This window comes from Halomonas sp. (assembly GCF_033549285.1).
Taxonomy (GTDB): domain Bacteria; phylum Pseudomonadota; class Gammaproteobacteria; order Pseudomonadales; family Halomonadaceae; genus Halomonas.
Genome location: NZ_JAWSUJ010000090.1, coordinates 1 through 17,962, shown reverse-complemented (window position 1 = coordinate 17,962; position 17,962 = coordinate 1). Strand labels below are relative to the sequence as shown.

Annotated in this window: 12 protein-coding genes; 6 read left to right on the top strand and 6 right to left on the bottom strand. The window is 70.5% G+C overall.

Annotated features, from left to right (window positions below):
- The coding region (locus SCI24_RS16765) for an ATP-binding protein (protein WP_318726467.1) at positions 1 to 1,866 on the top strand (1,866 nt) is incomplete at its 5' end.
- 4 nt (positions 1,867 to 1,870) lie between these two features.
- Here the strand turns inward: SCI24_RS16765 and cra are convergent.
- On the bottom strand, positions 1,871 to 2,878 hold the full coding sequence (gene cra / locus SCI24_RS16760; RefSeq protein WP_318726466.1) for a catabolite repressor/activator: 1,008 nt from the start codon (positions 2,876 to 2,878) through the stop codon (positions 1,871 to 1,873).
- 218 nt (positions 2,879 to 3,096) lie between these two features.
- Between cra and ptsP the strand changes: the two genes are divergently transcribed.
- From ptsP to pgi, 4 genes are read left to right on the top strand one after another with little or no spacing between them, the layout of a single operon-like run.
- Positions 3,097 to 6,021 (top strand): phosphoenolpyruvate--protein phosphotransferase, encoded by a 2,925-nt coding sequence (gene ptsP, locus SCI24_RS16755; RefSeq protein WP_318726465.1) that lies wholly within the window; start codon positions 3,097 to 3,099, stop codon positions 6,019 to 6,021.
- Positions 6,021 to 6,995, top strand: coding sequence for a 1-phosphofructokinase (gene pfkB / locus SCI24_RS16750; protein WP_318726464.1), 975 nt, complete (start codon positions 6,021 to 6,023; stop codon positions 6,993 to 6,995). Before ptsP ends, pfkB begins: the two co-directional genes overlap by 1 nt.
- Positions 6,992 to 8,749 (top strand): PTS fructose-like transporter subunit IIB, encoded by a 1,758-nt coding sequence (locus tag SCI24_RS16745; protein WP_318726463.1) that lies wholly within the window; start codon positions 6,992 to 6,994, stop codon positions 8,747 to 8,749. Before pfkB ends, SCI24_RS16745 begins: the two co-directional genes overlap by 4 nt.
- 46 nt (positions 8,750 to 8,795) lie before the next feature.
- On the top strand, positions 8,796 to 10,451 hold the full coding sequence (gene pgi / locus SCI24_RS16740; protein WP_318726462.1) for a glucose-6-phosphate isomerase: 1,656 nt from the start codon (positions 8,796 to 8,798) through the stop codon (positions 10,449 to 10,451).
- 6 nt (positions 10,452 to 10,457) lie between these two features.
- On the opposite strand, the gene SCI24_RS16735 is transcribed toward pgi, so the two are convergent.
- Both SCI24_RS16735 and SCI24_RS16730 read right to left on the bottom strand, forming a co-directional pair.
- Complete coding sequence (locus SCI24_RS16735; RefSeq protein WP_318726461.1) at positions 10,458 to 10,850, bottom strand: CrcB family protein; 393 nt, start codon at positions 10,848 to 10,850, stop codon at positions 10,458 to 10,460.
- On the bottom strand, positions 10,847 to 11,236 hold the full coding sequence (locus SCI24_RS16730; protein WP_318726460.1) for a CrcB family protein: 390 nt from the start codon (positions 11,234 to 11,236) through the stop codon (positions 10,847 to 10,849). The genes SCI24_RS16735 and SCI24_RS16730 overlap by 4 nt, the downstream gene beginning before the upstream one ends.
- A gap of 294 nt (positions 11,237 to 11,530) precedes the next feature.
- Between SCI24_RS16730 and ybiO the strand changes: the two genes are divergently transcribed.
- Entirely contained in the window at positions 11,531 to 13,855 is a 2,325-nt protein-coding gene (gene ybiO, locus SCI24_RS16725) for a mechanosensitive channel protein (RefSeq protein ID WP_318726459.1), read from the top strand.
- Positions 13,856 to 13,933: 78 nt separating this feature from the next.
- On the opposite strand, the gene SCI24_RS16720 is transcribed toward ybiO, so the two are convergent.
- The 3 genes from SCI24_RS16720 to SCI24_RS16710 form a co-directional block, all read right to left on the bottom strand.
- Positions 13,934 to 15,292, bottom strand: coding sequence for an NCS2 family permease (locus tag SCI24_RS16720; RefSeq protein ID WP_318726458.1), 1,359 nt, complete (start codon positions 15,290 to 15,292; stop codon positions 13,934 to 13,936).
- Positions 15,293 to 15,499: 207 nt separating this feature from the next.
- The gene (locus tag SCI24_RS16715; RefSeq protein WP_318726457.1) at positions 15,500 to 16,747 is read right to left on the bottom strand and encodes a heme biosynthesis HemY N-terminal domain-containing protein; all 1,248 of its coding nucleotides are present in this window, start codon (positions 16,745 to 16,747) and stop codon (positions 15,500 to 15,502) included.
- Positions 16,744 to 17,962, bottom strand: a 1,219-nt coding sequence (locus tag SCI24_RS16710; RefSeq protein WP_318726456.1) for a uroporphyrinogen-III C-methyltransferase, incomplete at its 5' end; no start/stop codon positions are given. The genes SCI24_RS16715 and SCI24_RS16710, both read right to left, overlap by 4 nt.

Sequence of the window (17,962 nt, the reverse complement as noted above, 5' to 3'; positions counted from 1 at the left end):
AGCGTGCTGGCCGGTTATGGGGCGGTGCTGCTGGTGCAACCGCTGCCCCACCTCGTGCGTAAAGGGGTTCGTCGCTTTGCACGGGGGCTGGGCTGGGTCCTGGCCGCCTTTCTGGGGCTGACGGCCCTGTTCTATTTCGGCTACCTGCAAGGCCAGCAGCAGGGCGTGGCCGTCAACCTGTTCGAGGGCCTGCTGCGCCACCACGTGCTGCTGCTGCTGATCCTGGCCATGAGCCTGGCGGGTTCGCTGGTGGTCGCCTTCCTGTTTCACGAGGCCCGCGACAATGCCGCCGCCCGGCGGGACCTGGAGGCGCTGAGCCGCGAACTGGAGGTCACCGCCCGAGAGGCCGAGTCGGCCAGCCGGGCCAAGTCGGAGTTCCTGGCCACCGTCAGCCACGAGATCCGCACCCCGCTCAATGGCGTCATCGGCATGAGTGACCTGCTGCAGGACCAGCCGCTTCCCGACCGGGCGCGTCACTACGCCGACACCATCCATGACAGTGCCCGACTGCTGCTCGAGCTGATCAACGACATCCTGGACTTCTCCAAGATCGAGGCCCAGCGCCTGGAACTCGAGGCGCGCCCCTTTGACCTCGGCGAGCTGGTCGACGGCGCCATCTCGCTGTTCGCGCCCCGGGCCGAGGCCCGGGGCATCCGCCTGGCCTGCGAACTGGATCCCGGGCTGCCGCCCTACCTTCTGGGAGATGCCGGCCGCTTGCGCCAGGTGCTGCTCAACCTGCTCTCCAACGCCATCAAGTTCACCGAGCAGGGGGAGGTTCGCCTGCGGGTACGTGACGAGGGAGAGGGGCGGGTGCTGTTCGAGGTCCTCGACACGGGCGGCGGCATCGCCCCTCGCCGTCAGGAACAGCTGTTCGAGCCCTTCCAGCAGGGCGACCCCTCCACCGCCCGACGCTTCGGCGGCACCGGCCTGGGGCTGGCCATCAGCAAGCGGCTGGTGGAGGCCCAGGGCGGGCGCATCGGGCTCGAGAGCGAGTTGGGCCAGGGCAGCCGCTTCTGGTTCGTGCTGCCACTGAGCGCGGCGGACGGCGGCGGAGAAGCGCAGGCCTCGGTGGCGGCGGTTCCCGAGCAACGCGTGGCCGATGCCAGGCTGCTGGTGGTCGAGGACAACCCGGTTAACCAGCAGGTTGCCCGCGCCATGCTCGAACGGCTGGGCTGTCGGGTCAGCGTGGCCGACTCGGCGGACGCGGCGCTCTGCCTGGCGGGGCGGGAGCGCTTCGACCTGATCTTCATGGACGTGCAGCTGCCGGGCATGGACGGGCTCGAGGCCACGCGCCGGCTGCGTGCCCGCGGCGGCTGGTCGGCCGAGGTGCCGGTGGTGGCCATGACCGCCGGCGGGCCGGGCGGGGACCAGGCCCGCTGCCTGGCGGCCGGCATGAACGGCTACCTCACCAAGCCGCTGTTCCAGGATGCCCTGATGGCGACATTGCAGCGGCACCTGCACCAGGCGGGGCCCTCCCTCGACATCGTGCGTCCCGCCGCTACGGCGGGGGAGGGGGTCGCCGACCGGCCGCTGGAGCCCGCCACCCTTTCGGCACTGGGCGAGAGCCTGGGTGGGCAGGGGCTGGTTGCCCTGATCACCCTCTTCCGGCAGCAGTCGGCAGAGCACCTCGCCGGCCTGGAGCAGGCCGTGGCGGAGGGGGCGCCACGACGGGTCGAGTACCTCGCCCATCAGCTCAAGGGGGAGGCCTCGAGCCTCGGCGCGGTGAAGGTGGCTGGGCTGGCCACGCGGCTGGAGCGCCTGGGCCGGGAAGGGCGCCTGGACGAGGCGGCCCTCGCCCTGGGGGCCCTGCATCGCTGCCTGGCCCTGACCCTGACGGGGCTGGAGGCCTGGGCGCCGGCCGAGTAACGCCTCAGGCCCGGGCGGCGGTGCGCCCGGGAAGACGCCAGCGCAGGTGACGCTCGACTACCTGCAGGCCCGGCCGGTAGTCGCCCCGTGAGGCGGCGAGGGCACACGCCAGGGTCAGGGTGGCGATGCGGTCGTGGTCCTGGACCGCCGAGTTGACCGGCAGGGGCAGGAAGTCCAGCAGTCGGCTGTCGCCGAAGGTGGCCAGGCGCAGCGCCGGCGGCAGGCCACCATCCTCCAGCAGCACGTCAAAGACTCCGTCGAGCAGGGTGTAGGAGGCGGTGATGAGGGCATCGGGCATGCCGTGGCCATCGAGCAGCTCGCGCATCAGCCGGGCCCCCTCGACGCGGTCGTAGCGCCGGGCGCCGCAGGTGACCACCTCCAGCGACGGATGGTCGGCGAGGGCCTGCTGGAAGCCGGCGCGGCGCTCCCGGCTTATCGACAGGGCCGGGACCGCATCCAGCCAGGCGATGCGCGTCACCCCGTCATCGAGCACCGAGCGGGTCAGCCGCTCGGCGGCCTCCCGGTCGTTGCTGACCACGCTTGCAAAGTGGCGCGGGTCGAGGCCGCGGTCCACGGCCACCACCGGCAGGCCGGCCGCCATCAGCTCGGCATAGAAGGGGTCCTCCATGGGCAGGCAGCTGGCGGTGATCAGCACCTCGCAGCGCTGGGCGCGCAGCGCCAGGGCCAGCTCGCGCTCGCTCTCCGGGTCGTCGTCGGAGCCGACGATGAGCAGCCGGTAGCCCGCCTCCCGGGCGCCGCGCTCGAGTCGCTTGGCCAGGCGCGCATAGCTGGCGTTCTCCAGGTCGGGGATGATCAGCCCCAGCAGGCGGCTCGCCCCCCGTCGCAGCGCGGCGGCCTGGGCGTCGACCCGGTAGTCGTGCTGCTGAACCACGGCCATCACCCGGTCGACGGTCTCCTGGCTGATGCGCCGCTCCCGGGCCTTGCCGTTGATGACATAGCTGGCCGTGGTGCGGGAGACCCCGGCCAGGCGAGCGATTTCGGCGAGTGTCATGGGCATCCTCGGTAACAAGTGGGGGTGATGCTACGTCACCGGCGGTGGACTGCACCCCCTGCCAAAGTCGTAGCGTGTCGGCCTTGCCAACCAGTATGAATCGATTCAGCATGAATGACATCACAGGTGACACGATTCAGCCAGCGAATCCAGCGATTCTCCGAGCGGCTGAGCGAGAGGCGACCGCCATCCGTCACCCGAGCGAACAGGAGAGACCCATGTTGACCCTCCGCCAGGACGATATCCTGCTCGACCGCCGGGCCGACGATTGGCGCATGGCGCTGGACCAGGCCGCCGAGGCCCTGCACGAGGCGGGCCTGGTCGAGCGCGGTTACCGCGACGGCCTGCTCGACCGCGAGGCGCAGTCCTCGACCTTCCTGGGCAATGCCATCGCCATTCCCCATGGCACCCCCGACAGCCGCCGGCACGTGCGCCGGACCGGCGTGCGCGTGCTGCAGTTCCCGGCCGGGGTCGAGTGGCACGACGGGAACCGCGTGCATGTGCTGGTGACCATCGCCGCCGAGAGCGACGAGCACCTGGACATCCTGCGCCAGCTGACCCATGTGCTGGACCGCGAGGGTGTCGCCGAGCGCCTGGCCGCCGCCGACTCACGCGGCGAGATCGCCGGCTTGCTGTCGAAAGCAGTGGTCGAGGCGCGCCTGGATGCCGACACCCTCTGCCTGGGCTTTCCCGCCCGGGATCGCCAGGAGCTGGCGCTGGCCGGGGCGGCGCGCCTGCGCCAGGCCGGCTGTGTGGGCAGCGACTTCGTGGCCAGCGTCGCCGAACGCGCGCCCCAGGGGCTCGGCCAGGGGCTCTGGCTGGTCAGCAGCGAGCGTGGCGTCGAGGTGCCGGCGCTGTCGCTGGCGACCGCCGATACGCGCCTGGAGGAGGCGGGTGAGCCAGTCACCGGCGTCTTCTGCCTGGCCGCCCAGGGTGATGCGCATCGCGGGCTGCTGGAGCGCATCCTCGCCCTGCTGGAGACCGGCAGCGCAGGCGAGCTGCACGGCCTCGATGCCGAGACGCTGCTGGCGCGGCTGGCCGGCGAATCCGCCGCGGCCCGCACCCGCCAGGCCCGGGTGCTCAATGCCCACGGCCTGCATGCCCGGCCGGCCAAGCAGCTGGTGCAGGTGGCCCGCGCCCAGGGCCTGGCGATCCGCGTGCGCCTGGCCGATGGCGGCTTCGATGCGGTCTCGGCCAGCAGCCTGACCAGGGTGATCAACCTGGGCGCGCGTCGCGGGCAGCGGCTCGTCTTCTCCGCCGAGGGGGAGGGGGCCGAGGCCGCCCTGGAGGCGGTCTGCAACGCCGTGGCCGAGGGGCTCGGCGAGCAGGTGCTGCCCTTCGACGAGAGCCGCGAGCAGACGGCGGCGGTGGTGGACGAGCCGGCCCCGGAGCCGCTGCCGGCCGACCGTCCCCACCCGGCCGTGGCCGCCTCGCCGGGGCTGGCCATCGCGCCGGTCTTCGTGCTGCGCACGCCGCACTTCGACTATCCCCAGCGCGCCGAGGATCCCGCCGCCGAGGCCCGTCGCCTGGAGCAGGCGATCCGCGAGGGCAGCGAGCAGCTCGAGGCCCTGGTGCGCGAGGCCCGCGGCGGCGAGGTGGCACAGATCCTCTCCATGCACGAGGAGATGCTGGGGGATCCCGAACTGCTCGAGGCCGCCCGGGAACAGCTCCAGGAGGGCAGCTCCGCCGAGGCCGCCTGGTGGGACGCCATCGAGACCGCCGCCCGCGCCCAGGAGATGCTCGCCGACCGGCTGCTCGCCGAGCGCGCCGCCGACCTGCGCGATGTGGGCCGTCGCGTACTGGGCATCCTCTGCCGGGTCGAGCTCCCCGAACCGCCGGCCCACCCCTATATCCTGGTCACCGACGACGTCGGGCCCTCGGACGTGGCGCGCCTCGACACCTCCCGGGTGCGCGGGCTGCTCACCGCCCGCGGCGGGGCCACCTCCCACAGCGCGATCCTGGCCCGGGCGCTGGGCATTCCCGCCGTGGTGGGGGGCGGCAGTCGGGTGCTGACCCTGGAGGATGGCAGCGAGCTGATCCTCGATGGCGAGCGCGGCCGGGTCATCCCGTCTCCCTCCGCCGAACGCCGCGAGGCCGCCGAGCGGCGCCTGGCCGAGCGTCGGCGCCGCGAGGCCGAGGCCTGGGAGGCGCGTTTCCAGGAGGCGCGCACCCGCGACGGCCATCGCGTCGAGGTGGCTGCCAACCTGGGCAACACCGCCCATGCGGCCGATGCCGTGGAACGCGGCGCCGAGGGCGTCGGCCTGCTGCGCACCGAGTTCCTGTTCATGGCCCATGCCCAGGAGCCGGACCTCGAGACCCAGATCGCCGAGTACCGCGAGGCGCTGGACGCCCTGGACGGCCGACCGCTGGTGGCGCGCACCCTGGACGTCGGCGGTGACAAGCCGCTGCCCTACTGGCCGGTGCCGAAGGAGGACAACCCCTTCCTCGGCCTGCGCGGCATCCGCCTGGCACTCACCAGGCCCAAGGTGCTCGAGACCCAGTTCCGCGCCATGCTGATGGCGGCGGCCGGCGTTCCGGCGGCAGGCGATCCTGCAGCAGGCGATCCTGCGGCGGGCCCCGCGGGCAAAGGCAAGCCGCTGCGCATCATGCTGCCGATGGTCAAGGACGTCGGCGAGTTCCGCGCCGCCAAGGCGATCCTCGACCGCCTGATCGAGGAGATTCCCGAGGCCGAGCGGACCACCGACGTCCAGCTCGGGGTGATGATCGAGGTGCCCTCCTGTGCCCTGCTGGCGCCGACCCTGGCCGCCGAGGTGGACTTCTTCTCGGTGGGGACCAACGACCTGACCCAGTACACCCTGGCCATCGACCGCGGCCACCCGGAGCTCTCCGCCCAGGCCGATGGCCTGCACCCGGCGGTGCTCAAGCTGATCGAGATGACCGTGTCGGCCGCCCATGCTCACGGCAAGTGGGTGGGGGTCTGCGGGGAGCTCGCCAGTGACGCCGTCGCCGTGCCGGTGCTGGTGGGACTCGGCGTCGACGAGCTGTCGGTGAGCGCCCGCCAGGTGCCCCTGGTCAAGGCGCGGCTCGCCGAGGTCGACCTCGAGGAGGCCCGCCGCCAGGCCGGGCTGGCCCTGGCCCAGGCCACCAGCGAGGCGGTTCGCGACGCCCTGGAGGTGCGCTGATGGCCAGGATCCTGACCCTCACCCTCAACCCCGCCCTGGACCTCTCGGTGAGCCTCGAAAGCCTGGTGCCGGGCGAGGTCAATCGCACCCGCGAGACGCACCTCGCCGCCGCCGGCAAGGGCGTCAACGTGGCCCGGGTACTGGTCGAGCTCGGCCACGAGGTCAGCGTCTCGGGCTTCCTGGGTGCCGACAACGACGGCCCCTTCCTGCGCGCCTTCGAGGCCCTGGCGGTGGAGGACGCCTTCATCCGGGTGCCGGGCGAGACCCGCATCAACGCCAAGCTCGCCGAGGCCGACGGCCGGGTCACCGACATCAACGGGCCCGGGGCGGCCATCGATGGCGAGGCCTGGCAGCGGCTGCTCGACTGGCTCGAGGCCCGCGCCGCCGATCCCCGGCGGCGTCCCGAGGCGGTGGTGATCGCCGGCAGCCTGCCGCCCGGCATCTCGCCCAATGACCTCGCCGATCTGGTCGCCCGCCTGCGCGCGGCCGACCTGCCGGTGTGGGTCGACACCAGCGGCGAGGCCCTGGCGGCGGCCATCGAGGCACGCCCCTCGGCGGTCAAGCCCAACGAGCAGGAGCTGGCCGCCTGGGCCGGCATGCCGCTGACCAGCGCCGGTGCCCGGCTCAGGGCGGCGCTCAGGCTCTACGCCCACGGGGTCGAGGAGGCGCTGATCTCCGCCGGCCCGGAGGGCGTGCTCTGGGTCAGCCGGCGCGGCGCCTGGCAGGCCCTGCCGCCGCGCCTCGACGTCGCCAGCACCGTAGGGGCCGGCGACACCCTGGTCGCCGCCATGCTGCACGGCGTGCTCTCGGGGCATCCGCCCGAGCAGGTGCTGCGCCTGGCCACGGCGCTGTCCGCCGAATCCGTCCGTCATGTGGGCGTGGGCGACCCCCGTGCCCCGGATTTCCCGCAACTCCAACAACAGACCCGCGTTCGCCGTCTCAACGACGTCGATGCAGGGGGAGCTCTCGCATGAACGCCATCATCATCACCGCCTGCCCCAGCGGCATGGCCACCACCTTCCTCGCCGCCCGTCGCCTCGAGCAGGCGGCCAGCCGCCTCGGCTGGCAGGCCCGGGTCGAGATGCACGGCGAGCTCGAGCCGCTCACGCCGGTCACCGTCGAGCAGATTGCCGAGGCCGACCTGGTGGTGGTCGCCGCCGATCACGTGCCGGCCCCGGAGCGGTTCGCCGGCAAGCGACTGTACCGTGCCGCCATCGACCAGGCCCTGCCCGACCCGCGTGCCTTCCTCGAGCGGGCCAGCCGCAAGGCCAGCGACTTCCAGCCCTCGGCGCAGGAGCCCGCCCCGCAGGCAGCTGACGCCCGACGCGACGGCGCCCGAAAGATCGTCGCGGTGACCGCCTGCCCCACCGGCGTGGCCCATACCTTCATGGCCGCCGAGGCGCTGGCCGAGGCGGGCCGGTCACTGGGCCACGAGATCCGCGTGGAGACCCAGGGATCGGTGGGCGCCCAGGACCAGCTCACCGAGGAGGAGATCGCCGCGGCCGACCTGGTGATCCTGGCCTGTGACATCGAGGTCGATGCGGCCCGCTTCGCCGGCAAGCCCGTCTACCGTACCTCCACCGGCAACGCGCTGAAGAAGCCGAAGCCGACTATCGAGGCGGCCCTCAAGGAGGCCGAGGTGGAGCAGGCGGGCGGCGCCGCGTCGTCGGGCCAGGGTGAGGCGAAGAAGGGCAGCAGGGAGAAGGGCGTCTACCAGCACCTGCTCACCGGGGTCTCCTTCATGCTGCCCATGGTGGTGGCCGGGGGCCTGCTGATCGCGCTCTCCTTCGTGTTCGGCATCGAGGCCTTCCAGGAGGAGGGCACCCTGGCGGCGGCGCTGATGCAGATCGGCGGCGGCACCGCCTTCGCGCTGATGGTCCCGGTACTGGCCGGCTATATCGCCTACTCCATCGCCGACCGTCCCGGCATCGCTCCGGGGATGATCGGCGGCATGCTGGCCTCGGAGATCGGCGCCGGCTTCATCGGCGGCATCCTGGCGGGTTTCCTGGCCGGCTACGTGGCGCTGGCCGTGACCCGCCACGTCAAGCTGCCGTCGAGCGTCGAGTCCCTCAAGCCAATCCTGATCATCCCGCTGATCGCCAGCCTGGTCACCGGCCTGACCATGATCTACGTCGTCGGCGAGCCGGTGGCGGCCATCCTCTCCGCGCTCACCACCTTCCTCGAGAACATGGGCTCGGCCAATGCCGTGCTGCTCGGCATCCTGCTCGGCGCCATGATGTGCTTCGACCTGGGCGGGCCGGTCAACAAGGCCGCCTACACCTTCGGCGTGGGGCTGCTGGCCTCCGAGACCTATGGCCCCATGGCGGCGATCATGGCCGCGGGCATGGTGCCGGCCATCGGCATGGGCATCGCCAGCTTCGTGGCACGCCACAAGTTCTCCGAACCGGAGCGCGAGGCGGGCAAGGCCTCCTTCGTGCTGGGCTTCTGCTTCATCAGCGAGGGCGCCATTCCCTTCGCCGCCAAGGACCCGCTGCGGGTCATCCCGGTGTGCATGGTGGGCGGGGCGATCACCGGGGCGCTCTCCATGCTGGTCGGTGCCAAGCTGATGGCCCCCCACGGCGGCATCTTCGTGCTGCTGATCCCCAACGCCATCAATCCGGTACTGCTCTATCTCGCCGCCATCATCATCGGCTCGCTGGTGACTGGCCTGGGCTATGCGGCGATCAAGCGGGGCAGCCAGGCGGTGGCCGTCGAGGCCAGGGCCTGAGCCACGCCGCGAAAGCGCGCCTCCCGACAACACGCAGAGGTTCCCCATGTTCCAGCTCACCCGCAGCGTCACCTGGCAGGCCCTGAAGGGCCTGCAGCAGCAGACCGCCTTTGATCGCATCCGCGACTACTTCGCCGCCGACCCCCAGCGCTTCGACAAGATGAGCCTGCGCGTCGGCGGGCTCTTCCTCGACTACTCCAAGCAGCCCGTTTCCGACGCGGTGCTGGCCACGCTGATCGAGCTCGCCGAGCACTCGGCGCTGGTCCAGCGCCGCGCCCAGATGTTCTCCGGCGACATCATCAACGTCACCGAGGACCGCCCGGTCCTCCATACGGCCCTGCGCAACCTCGGCGAGGGGCCGCTCAAGGTCGACGGAAAGGACGTGATGCCGGAGATCCAGCGCACCCGCGAGCAGATCCGCGCCTTCTCCGAGGCGGTGCGCAGCGGCGAGTGGACGGGCTTCGATGGCCAGCGCATCACCGACGTGGTCAACATCGGCATCGGCGGCTCGGACCTGGGCCCCAACATGGCCTGCCGGGCACTGCTCAAGCACCGCCATCCGGGGCTCGGCTTCCACTTCGTCTCCAACGTCGACGGCGCCCACATCCAGAAGGTGCTCAGCCGCCTCGACCCGGCCACCACCCTGTTCATCGTCTCCACCAAGACCTTCTCCACCCAGGAGACCCTGCTCAACGCCCATACCGCGCGCCGCTGGTTCCTGGACAATGCCGGGCCGGAGGCCGACGTGGGGGCGCACTTCATCGCCGCCTCCACCAACAAGGCGGCGGCCATGGAATTCGGCATCCGCGAGGAGAACGTCTTCGAGTTCTGGGCCTGGGTCGGCGGGCGCTACTCGATGTGGTCCTCCATCGGGTTGCCCATCGCGCTCTCCATCGGCTTCGACGGCTTCATGGAGCTGCTCGAGGGGGCCTACGAGATGGACCAGCACTTCCTCGCCGCGCCCTTCGCCGAGAACATGCCGGTGCTGATGGCGCTGATCGGCATCTGGCACATCAACTTCCAGGGCGCCGAGACCCAGGCCATCGTGCCCTACGACCAGGCGCTGCATCAGCTGCCGGCCTTCCTGCAGCAGCTCGACATGGAGTCCAACGGCAAGTCGGTGGACATCTTCGGCCATCCGGTGGACTACAAGACCGGGCCCATCGTCTGGGGCCAGACCGGCTCCAACGGCCAGCACGCCTTCTTCCAGCTGCTCCACCAGGGCACCCGCTACGTGCCCATCGACTTCATCGCCTCGCTCAAGCCCGAGCCGGGCATGGAGGAGCACCACTTCGCGCTGCTCACCAACATGCTGGCCCAGGCCAATGCCTTCATGGAGGGCAGCCTCAAGAGGGGAGAGGAAAGCGGCAGCCGCCTCGACCCCTACAGCTGCCCGGGCAACCGCCCCTCCAGCGTGCTGCTGCTCGACGAGCTGACGCCCCGGAACCTCGGCGCGCTGATCGCGCTCTACGAGCACAAGGTGTTCGTCCAGGGGGTGATCTGGAACATCAACTCCTTCGACCAGTGGGGGGTGCAGCTGGGCAAGCGCATCGCCGGGGAGATCAGCGAACGCATCGACGCCCATAGCCAGGACTTCGATGCCTCCACCCAGGGGCTGCTGGCGCTGGTGCGCGGACACTTCCCCCGCGGCGGCGACGAACCGGCGCCCAAGGGGAGCAGGAAGGGCAAGTCCAAGGGGTGAGGGGCATCAGCCCCGGGCGAGCGCCAGCCGCTGCCCGGCACGATACCCCGCCCAGGCGGCGCCCAGCCACACCACGAGGCTGACCGCCATGTAGCCCAGGGCCGCCAACTGGCGGTCCTGTTGCATCAAATGCAGGCTCTCCAGGCCAAAGAGCGAGAAGGTGGTGAAGCCGCCGCAGAAGCCCCCCACCAGGAAGGGCTGCCAGCGCGCCACCCGACCGTGGGTACGGCGGGCGGCGTAGGCGGCGAAGCCGGCAATCAGCCAGGAACCGAGGCCGTTCACCGCCAGGGTGGCCCAGGGAAAGGCGGGCCCCACCAGTGCTAGCGCAACAAGATAGCGCAGCGTGGACCCCAGGGCACTGCCCAGCCCCAGGGCAGCATAGGCGCGCCAGGCGATCATGGCAGCCCCCCCGCCAGCCAGACCCCGGCCAGCAGGGCCGCGCCCCCCACGCCCAGGGTCAGGGCGACATAGCCCAGGGCCGCGGCCTCACGCCGCTGCTGCCAGAGCGTCAGGGTCTGCAGGCTGAAGGAGGAGACGGTGGTGTAGCCCCCCAGCAGGCCGATGGCCAGCAGCGACCAGCCCGGCCCCGCCTCGGAGCCGGGCAGGCCCAGCCCCCCGGCCGCAAGCCCCATCAGCAGGGAGCCGCTCAGGTTGACCACCAGGGTTCCCCAGGGAAGGCCGGCCCCCAGGTAACGGGCCACGAGGTTACCTACCGCCAGGCGCGCCATGCCGCCCAGCCCCCCGCCACCGGCCACGGCCAGCAGCACCAGCGGGTCGATACTCATCCACTCTCCAGGCGTTGCGAGAAAGGTCCCGGGACGCTGGCGACGAAGCGCCAAAAAAAAGCCACCCATGAGGGTGGCCAAGAGTATCGCATGCTTGCCTTGCAGGGGGCAGTGACCCTCGGGTCGCTGCTGGGTGCAATCCTGGCACAGAATTGCCATGATGTACAACTCATGTACATGAACATGCGATGACAGCGTCCGGGTCGTGACCCCGGGAGAAAGTCCGTATCATGCTGATAAACGATCGCAACCCTGAGCCACATCGCCAACACGCCAAGAGACGGAGGTCACAGCGTGAACCCAATGCGAGCCCTTCCTGCCATCCTCGGCTGGCTGCTGATTGCCCTGGTGGCATTCGCCGCCCCGGCCCAGGCCCAGCAGGCCGATGCCGGCAGCGAGCCACCGGCCTACTCCACGCTGGCCGACCTGCTCGAGAACGAGGAGACCCGCCAGGAGCTGATCGACCAGCTGCGCGGCATGGCGGGGGACGTCGCCTCCTCCGAGAGTGCCGCCGAGGAGAGCGCCGCCGGCGCCGAGCCCTCGCTGCCCAGGCAGCTGGCCGAGGCCACCAGCCGCATCGTCGGTGATGTCGGTAGCCAGTTCACCAGCCTGGTGGAGGTGCTCGGCGGCCTGTTCACCGGCAGTGCCGACGCGACCAGCAGCTTCGACATGGCCGCCTTCACCAGCGCCGCCATCAACCTGGGCCTGGTGATACTGGCGACCTTCGTGCTGTTCGTGGCCATCCGTCGCCTCGCCCGGCCGCTGTTCACGCGCATCAGCCAGTGGTCGCTCAATGGCCAGGGGATGACCCCGGTGCTGCGACTGGTGCTCTGCGTGGCCCTGGCGGCCGTGATCGACGTGGCGGTGGTGGCCCTGGCCTACGTGGGGGGCAACCTGGTCGCCACCTTCGCGGTGGGCGAGACCGGCGAGCTCTCCACCCGTGCCTCGCTGTTCCTCAACGCCTTCCTGGTGATCGAGCTGCTCAAGGCGGCCGTGCGCATGCTCTTCTCGTCGCGCTACGAGGGGCTGCGCCTGCTGCCGGTGGGGGCCGAGGACGCCTCCTACTGGAACCGCTGGATCGCCCGCCTGATCGGTCTGGTGGGCTATGGCCTGATGGTGGTAGTGCCGCTGGTCAACGTCTACCTGTCGCCGACCCTTGGCCAGAGCATCGGCACCCTGGTCATGATCGGCGCCTTCATCTATGCGGTCGCCGTGGTGCTGCGCAACCGGGTTCGCCTGCGCGACGCCCTCAACCACAAGGCCGACAACGCCACCATGGCGGCCAGCCGGGTCTCGCTGCAGCTGTTCGCCCGCACCTGGCACCTGTTCGCCCTGGCCTACTTCGTGATGGTGCTGGTGCTGGTGCTGACGCGGCCGGCGGACGCCCTGCCCTTCGTGCTCTTCGCCACCCTCAAGACCATCGCCGCGGTGGTGGTGGGCCTGCTGGTCTCGAGCCTGCTGACCCAGACCATCGGCCGGCGCATCCGCTTGAACGACGACCTGCGCCGCAAGCTGCCGCTGCTCGAGCCGCGGCTCAACAGCTACGTGCCCAATGCCCTGCGGGTGATCCGTACCCTGATCCTGATCACGGTGATCCTGGTGGTGCTGAACGCCTGGGGCGCCTTCGACCTGGCGGCCTGGTACGCCTCCGAGGCCGGCCGTGGCCTGGTCGGCAAGGTGATCAGCGTGTCGGTGATCCTGGTGATCGCCGTGGCCGTCTGGCTGGGGCTGGCCAGCCTGATCGAGCACAAGCTCAACCCGGAGACCGGCGGCGGCGTGCCCTCGGCCCGGGCCCAGACCCTGCTGGCCCTGTTCCGCAACGCCCTGGCCATCGCCCTGATCACCATGACCGCGATGATCGTGCTGGCCGAGATCGGTATCAACATCGGCCCGCTGATCGCCGGTGCCGGCGTGCTGGGCCTGGCCATCGGCTTTGGCGCCCAGAAGCTGGTGCAGGACATCATCACCGGCATCTTCATCCAGGTGGAGAACGCCATGAACACCGGCGACGTGGTCACGGTGGGCGGCATCACCGGTACCGCCGAGAAGCTCAGCATCCGCTCGGTGGGCATCCGTGACCTCTCCGGCACCTACCATATCGTGCCCTTCTCCAGCGTGGACACCGTCTCCAACTACATGCGCGAGTTCGGCAACCATGTCGGCGAGTACGGCATCGCCTACCGCGAGAGCATCGACGAGGCCATCGAGCAGCTCAAGCTGGCCTTCGAGGACCTCCAGGCCAGCGAGGAGCATGGCCACAAGCTGCTGGAGCCGCTCACCGTGGCCGGCGTCGTGGCCCTTGCCGACAGCTCGGTGAACATCCGGGTGGTCATCAAGACCACGCCCGGCGACCAGTGGGCCGTGGGCCGCGCCTACAACCGCCTGGTCAAGCTGCGCTTCGACGAGGCCGGCATCGAGATTCCCTTCCCGCACACCACGCTCTACTTCGGCGAGGACAAGGAGGGCCGTTCACCGGCCGCCAACGTGCGGGTGCTGGAGTCCACGGCACGCCGCCGCCCCTCCGAGGCTGCCCACGGCGACGATACCCGCCACGGCGTCCAGGAGATCGCCGACCCCGACCATCGCAATCCCTCGGGAGACGATGTCGACGAGCCCTGACCCCTCTCCCATCCGAACGCACCGCGGGGCTGCCTTTCGGCAGCCCCGCTGGCGTTTCGGGGGACAGAAGCGATGGCTTCAGTGGGTGGTCACCAGCATCAGCACGCTGAGCGCCGCCGAGACCCACATGGCCGGGCGGATTGCCTCCAGGCGCCCGGTGAAGAGCTTGATCAGCACGAAGGAGAGGAAGCCGAAGGCGATCCCCAGGGTGATCGAGTAGGTGAGCGGCATCAGGATGATCGCCAGGAAGGCCGGGAAGGCTTCCTCGGCACGTTCCCAGTCGATCTTCGCCACCGGCGCCAGCATGAACAGCCCCACCAGCACCAGGGCCGGGGCCGTGGCGATGCCCGGCACCAGCGAGAGCAGCGGCGAGAGGAACAGGAAGGGCAGGAAGAGCAGCGCGATGGTCACCGCCACCAGGCCGGTACGCCCGCCCTGGGCGACCCCGGCGCCGGACTCGATGAAGGTCTGGGCCGCGCTGGTGCCGAGCGGCGCGGCGATCATCGAGGCGAAGGCATCCACGGTCATGGAGCGCTTGAGGTTGCGTGGGTTGCCGTCCTTGTCCTTGAGGTCCGCCGACTCGGAGAGCGCCATGAAGCAGGAGAGGGCATCGAAGAAGTTGGTGAAGAGCATCACGAAGATGAACGGCAGGTAGGCCACCTTCAGCGCCCCCCAGATGTCCACCTGCATCACCGCGCTGAAGTCGGGCCAGGCGGCCAGGCCGCTCCACTCCACCATGACCTCCTCGCCCCACAGGCGGCCCATGGGGGCGGAGAGCAGGGTGGTCAGGGCGATGCCGAGGATCAGCGCGCCGTTGAAGCGCAGCACCACCATGATGGCGGTGGCCATCAACCCGATGAAGAAGGTCACCAGGCTCGCGTCGAAGTTACCCAGGGTGACCAGGGTGGCCTCGCTGCCGACGATGAAGCCGGCGTTCTTCAGGCCGATGAAGGTGATGAAGAGCCCGATGCCGCAGGTGATGGCGTAGCGCAGCGAGGCGGGGATCGCCTCGATGATCGCCTGGCGGACGTTGAACATCGCCAGCACCGCGAACAGCACGCCGGACCAGAAGACGCAGCCCAGGGCCACCTCCCAGGAGAGGCCGGCACCCAGCACCAGGGTGTAGGTGAAGAGCGCGTTCATGCCCATGCCGGGGGCCACCAGGATGGGGTTGCGCGCATAGAGCCCCATGGCCAGGCTGCTCATGAAGCTGATCAGCACGGTGGCGGAGAGGGCCGCGGAGAAGGGGATGCCGGCATCCGAGAGGATCGCCGGGTTGACGACGATGATGTACATCGAGGCCAGGAAGGTGGCGATGCCCGCGAGCACCTCGGTGCGCAGCGAGGTGCCGCGGTCGCGTACACGAAAATAGCGCTCGATCCAGCGCCCACCCGGGGCGGCGGCGGGCGTGGCGGCAGCGGTCGTTGTCTGTTCCATGGCGGGTCCCGTTGTTGTTGTGGGTCGTGGTGGAAGGTCTGTCGCCGACTAGGGTAGGCAATTCCTGACCGATCGGACAACACCCGGGACACCATCAGGGTATACAAAAAGGTCTAATACCTGGATACCGGACGGCCAGGCAGCAGAAGGGGCGCCCGAAGGCGCCCCATGGAGAGTGGATCACTGGCCGGCCCGCCGGCCGACCGTTCAGGCCGTCTTGCTCGTCTTCTCCTCTTGCGGCTCCTCGCTCGGCTGGGGCAGGGAGGGCAGCGACTTGTCGAGCAGTTCGACGCTCTGCCGGTAGAAGAGCTGGCTCTTCTGGTGCTCGCCCAGGTTGGCATAGAGCCGCGCCAGCTCGGCACAGGCCACCCCGCTGGGCCGCTGGCGCTGGCTCGCCTCGAAGTACTCCTGGGCCTTGCCCCAGTAGGCGTTGCGCAGCGACAGGCGCCCCAGGGTCAGCAGCAGGTCGGGGTCGTTGGGCCGCTCCTGCAGCCACTTCTCGGCCACCACCAGCTGCCGGGGAGCATCCACGTCGAGCAGGCCATAGCGCAGCACCAGGCGGCTGTCCCAGTGCTCCTTGAGCGAGTGGCGCAGCAGCCGCTCGGCGATGCCCTCCTCCTTGCCCCGCACCAGCGCCTCGGCATAGAGCACGATCAGGTCGGTGTTGGTGCGTAGGTGGTCGGGCATGTCGGCCCAGAGGTTGCGCACCCGCTCGATGCCGCCGGGATTGCGCGCCTCCTGGCCGATCAGCTCGCGGTAGGCGCGCAGCTCGAGCTGCTCGCGCTCCTCCCGTGAGATCAGCTGCTGGGCGCCCAGCCGGGGCATCAGGCGGCGCAGGCCATCCCAGTCACTGACGCTGAGGTAGGCCTGCTTGAGCTGCTTGAGCACCTGGGGGTGGTTGGGCAGGTGGCGATCCAGGCGGGTGAGGATCGCCAGCGCCTCCTCGTACTGCTGGCGGTCCAGCATCAGCTGGGCCTGCATCATGCCCACCGCGGTGTCGGCCCCCTCGGTGCTCAGGTGGGCTCGCTTGAGCAGGGTGTCGGCCTGCTCGTAGCGCCCCTGGTAGTGGGCCGCCAGGGCCGCCGAGAGGTAGTTGACCAGCGGCGTGCTGGAGTCGTCGGCCGCCTTGACCAGCGACTTCTCGGCCTTCTTCCAGCGGCCCTCGGCCAGCGCCACCAGGCCGCGCACGGTGCGCTTCATGGCGGTACGGTTGCGGGCGCGGCTGTTCCACACCTTGAAGCGGCTCACCGGGCGCGTCAGGCGCATCAGCAGCCGCAGGGCAAAGTGCAGCACGATGAAGGCGGCCAGCAGCAGGACCAGGCCGAACCAGAAGGAGGTCTGGACGGAGGTGTCGCCCACCCGCACCAGCCAGTAGCCCGGCACCGACATCATCAGCTGGCCGAACAGCGCCCCGAGCGCCAGGCCCAGGACCACGATCAGGATCAGCTTTCTCATGCGTCATCTCCCTGGCCGTCGTCACGACCCTCGAAGCGCCGCTCGATGAAGGTCGCCAGCGCCTGCTGGGAGCCGCTGATATCGGGAAGTTCCGGGCGGATGCTCTGCTGCTTGAGCTCCTCGAGGCGCTCGATCACCGACTGGACGCCGCTGGCCTGGGTATCGTAGTAGCCGCGGATCAGCGTCAGGGCCTTGTCGAGGCTGGCCTCATAGAGCGCCTGCTCCTCCTTGAGCAGCGCCAGCTGGGACTGCTCGAGCACCAGGCGCACGCTCTGGCGCAGGTAGGACTCCTGCTCCGGCGAGATCAGCGCCTCCAGGGCCTGGTCGTGCTGGCGCACGGTGACCAGCTCCTTGAGCTCGCCGCCGAAGCGCGCCAGCTGCTCCTGCCAGCCCCCCGTGGGGGCCTCCTCGAGGGCGGCGGCGTCGGCGGTGATCTCCTCGATCTCCTGGGCCAGCGGCTGGCCGGCGAGCTGCTCCTGCTGGGCGTTGAGCGCCAGGTAGAGCCCGGTACGGTCGACCCGCGGCACCGAGTCCAGCGCAGCCAGCTCGGAGGCGATCTCGCGGCGCACCGGCACCAGGGCCGGGTTGTCGGCCTCGCGCAGCCGCTCGTCGGCGGTGCGCAGCAGGGCGGCGGCGCCCTCGACATCGCGCTCCAGCTGCAGGCGCTGGTTGGCCAGGCGCAGCAGGTAGGCGGCCTCGGCATGCAGCCAGTCGCGCTCGTCGGTGTCCTGCTCGCGGGAGAGCTCGTCGAGCACCTTGTCCAGGGTCTCGTCGACGCTGCCGCGATAGTCGGCAAACTGGCCGCGCAGGTCGGAGAGGGCCGAGTCGAGGGCCGCGTCACGCTCGCTCTCCGCGCTCTCGAGCCGCCCCTGCAGGTCGCCGAGGTCCGACTGGCTGGCCACATCGCCGGGCAGCGAGGCCAGGCGCTGCTGCTGGGCATCGAGCTTCTGCCAGGCCTGCCAGCCGAACAGCACCACGCCGATGGCGAGCAGGATCACCAGCACCAGGGCGAGGACACCGGCCTTGCCGCCGCCCTTGCCGCCATCACCACCGGAGCGCCCGGACGTGGCAGCACCCGCACCGCCCCCCGCCGAAGCGGCCGGGCCACCGCTGCCGGCGGCCTTGCCGGATGAGGCCGACGACTTATCGGCATTGGCCGGCTTATCGGCATTGGCCGGCTTGGCGGACTTTTCGGCATTGGCCGGCTTGGCCGGC

Bases quoted from the DNA above. Each gene is read 5' to 3' on its own strand.
- cra (WP_318726466.1), bottom strand. From the start codon at position 2,878: ATGACACTCGCCGAAATCGCTCGCCTGGCCGGGGTCTCCCGCACCACG.
- ptsP (WP_318726465.1), top strand. From the start codon at position 3,097: ATGTTGACCCTCCGCCAGGACGATATCCTGCTCGACCGCCGGGCCGAC.
- pfkB (WP_318726464.1), top strand. From the start codon at position 6,021: ATGGCCAGGATCCTGACCCTCACCCTCAACCCCGCCCTGGACCTCTCG.
- SCI24_RS16745 (WP_318726463.1), top strand. From the start codon at position 6,992: ATGAACGCCATCATCATCACCGCCTGCCCCAGCGGCATGGCCACCACC.
- pgi (WP_318726462.1), top strand. From the start codon at position 8,796: ATGTTCCAGCTCACCCGCAGCGTCACCTGGCAGGCCCTGAAGGGCCTG.
- SCI24_RS16735 (WP_318726461.1), bottom strand. From the start codon at position 10,850: ATGATCGCCTGGCGCGCCTATGCTGCCCTGGGGCTGGGCAGTGCCCTG.
- SCI24_RS16730 (WP_318726460.1), bottom strand. From the start codon at position 11,236: ATGAGTATCGACCCGCTGGTGCTGCTGGCCGTGGCCGGTGGCGGGGGG.
- SCI24_RS16720 (WP_318726458.1), bottom strand. From the start codon at position 15,292: ATGGAACAGACAACGACCGCTGCCGCCACGCCCGCCGCCGCCCCGGGT.
- SCI24_RS16715 (WP_318726457.1), bottom strand. From the start codon at position 16,747: ATGAGAAAGCTGATCCTGATCGTGGTCCTGGGCCTGGCGCTCGGGGCG.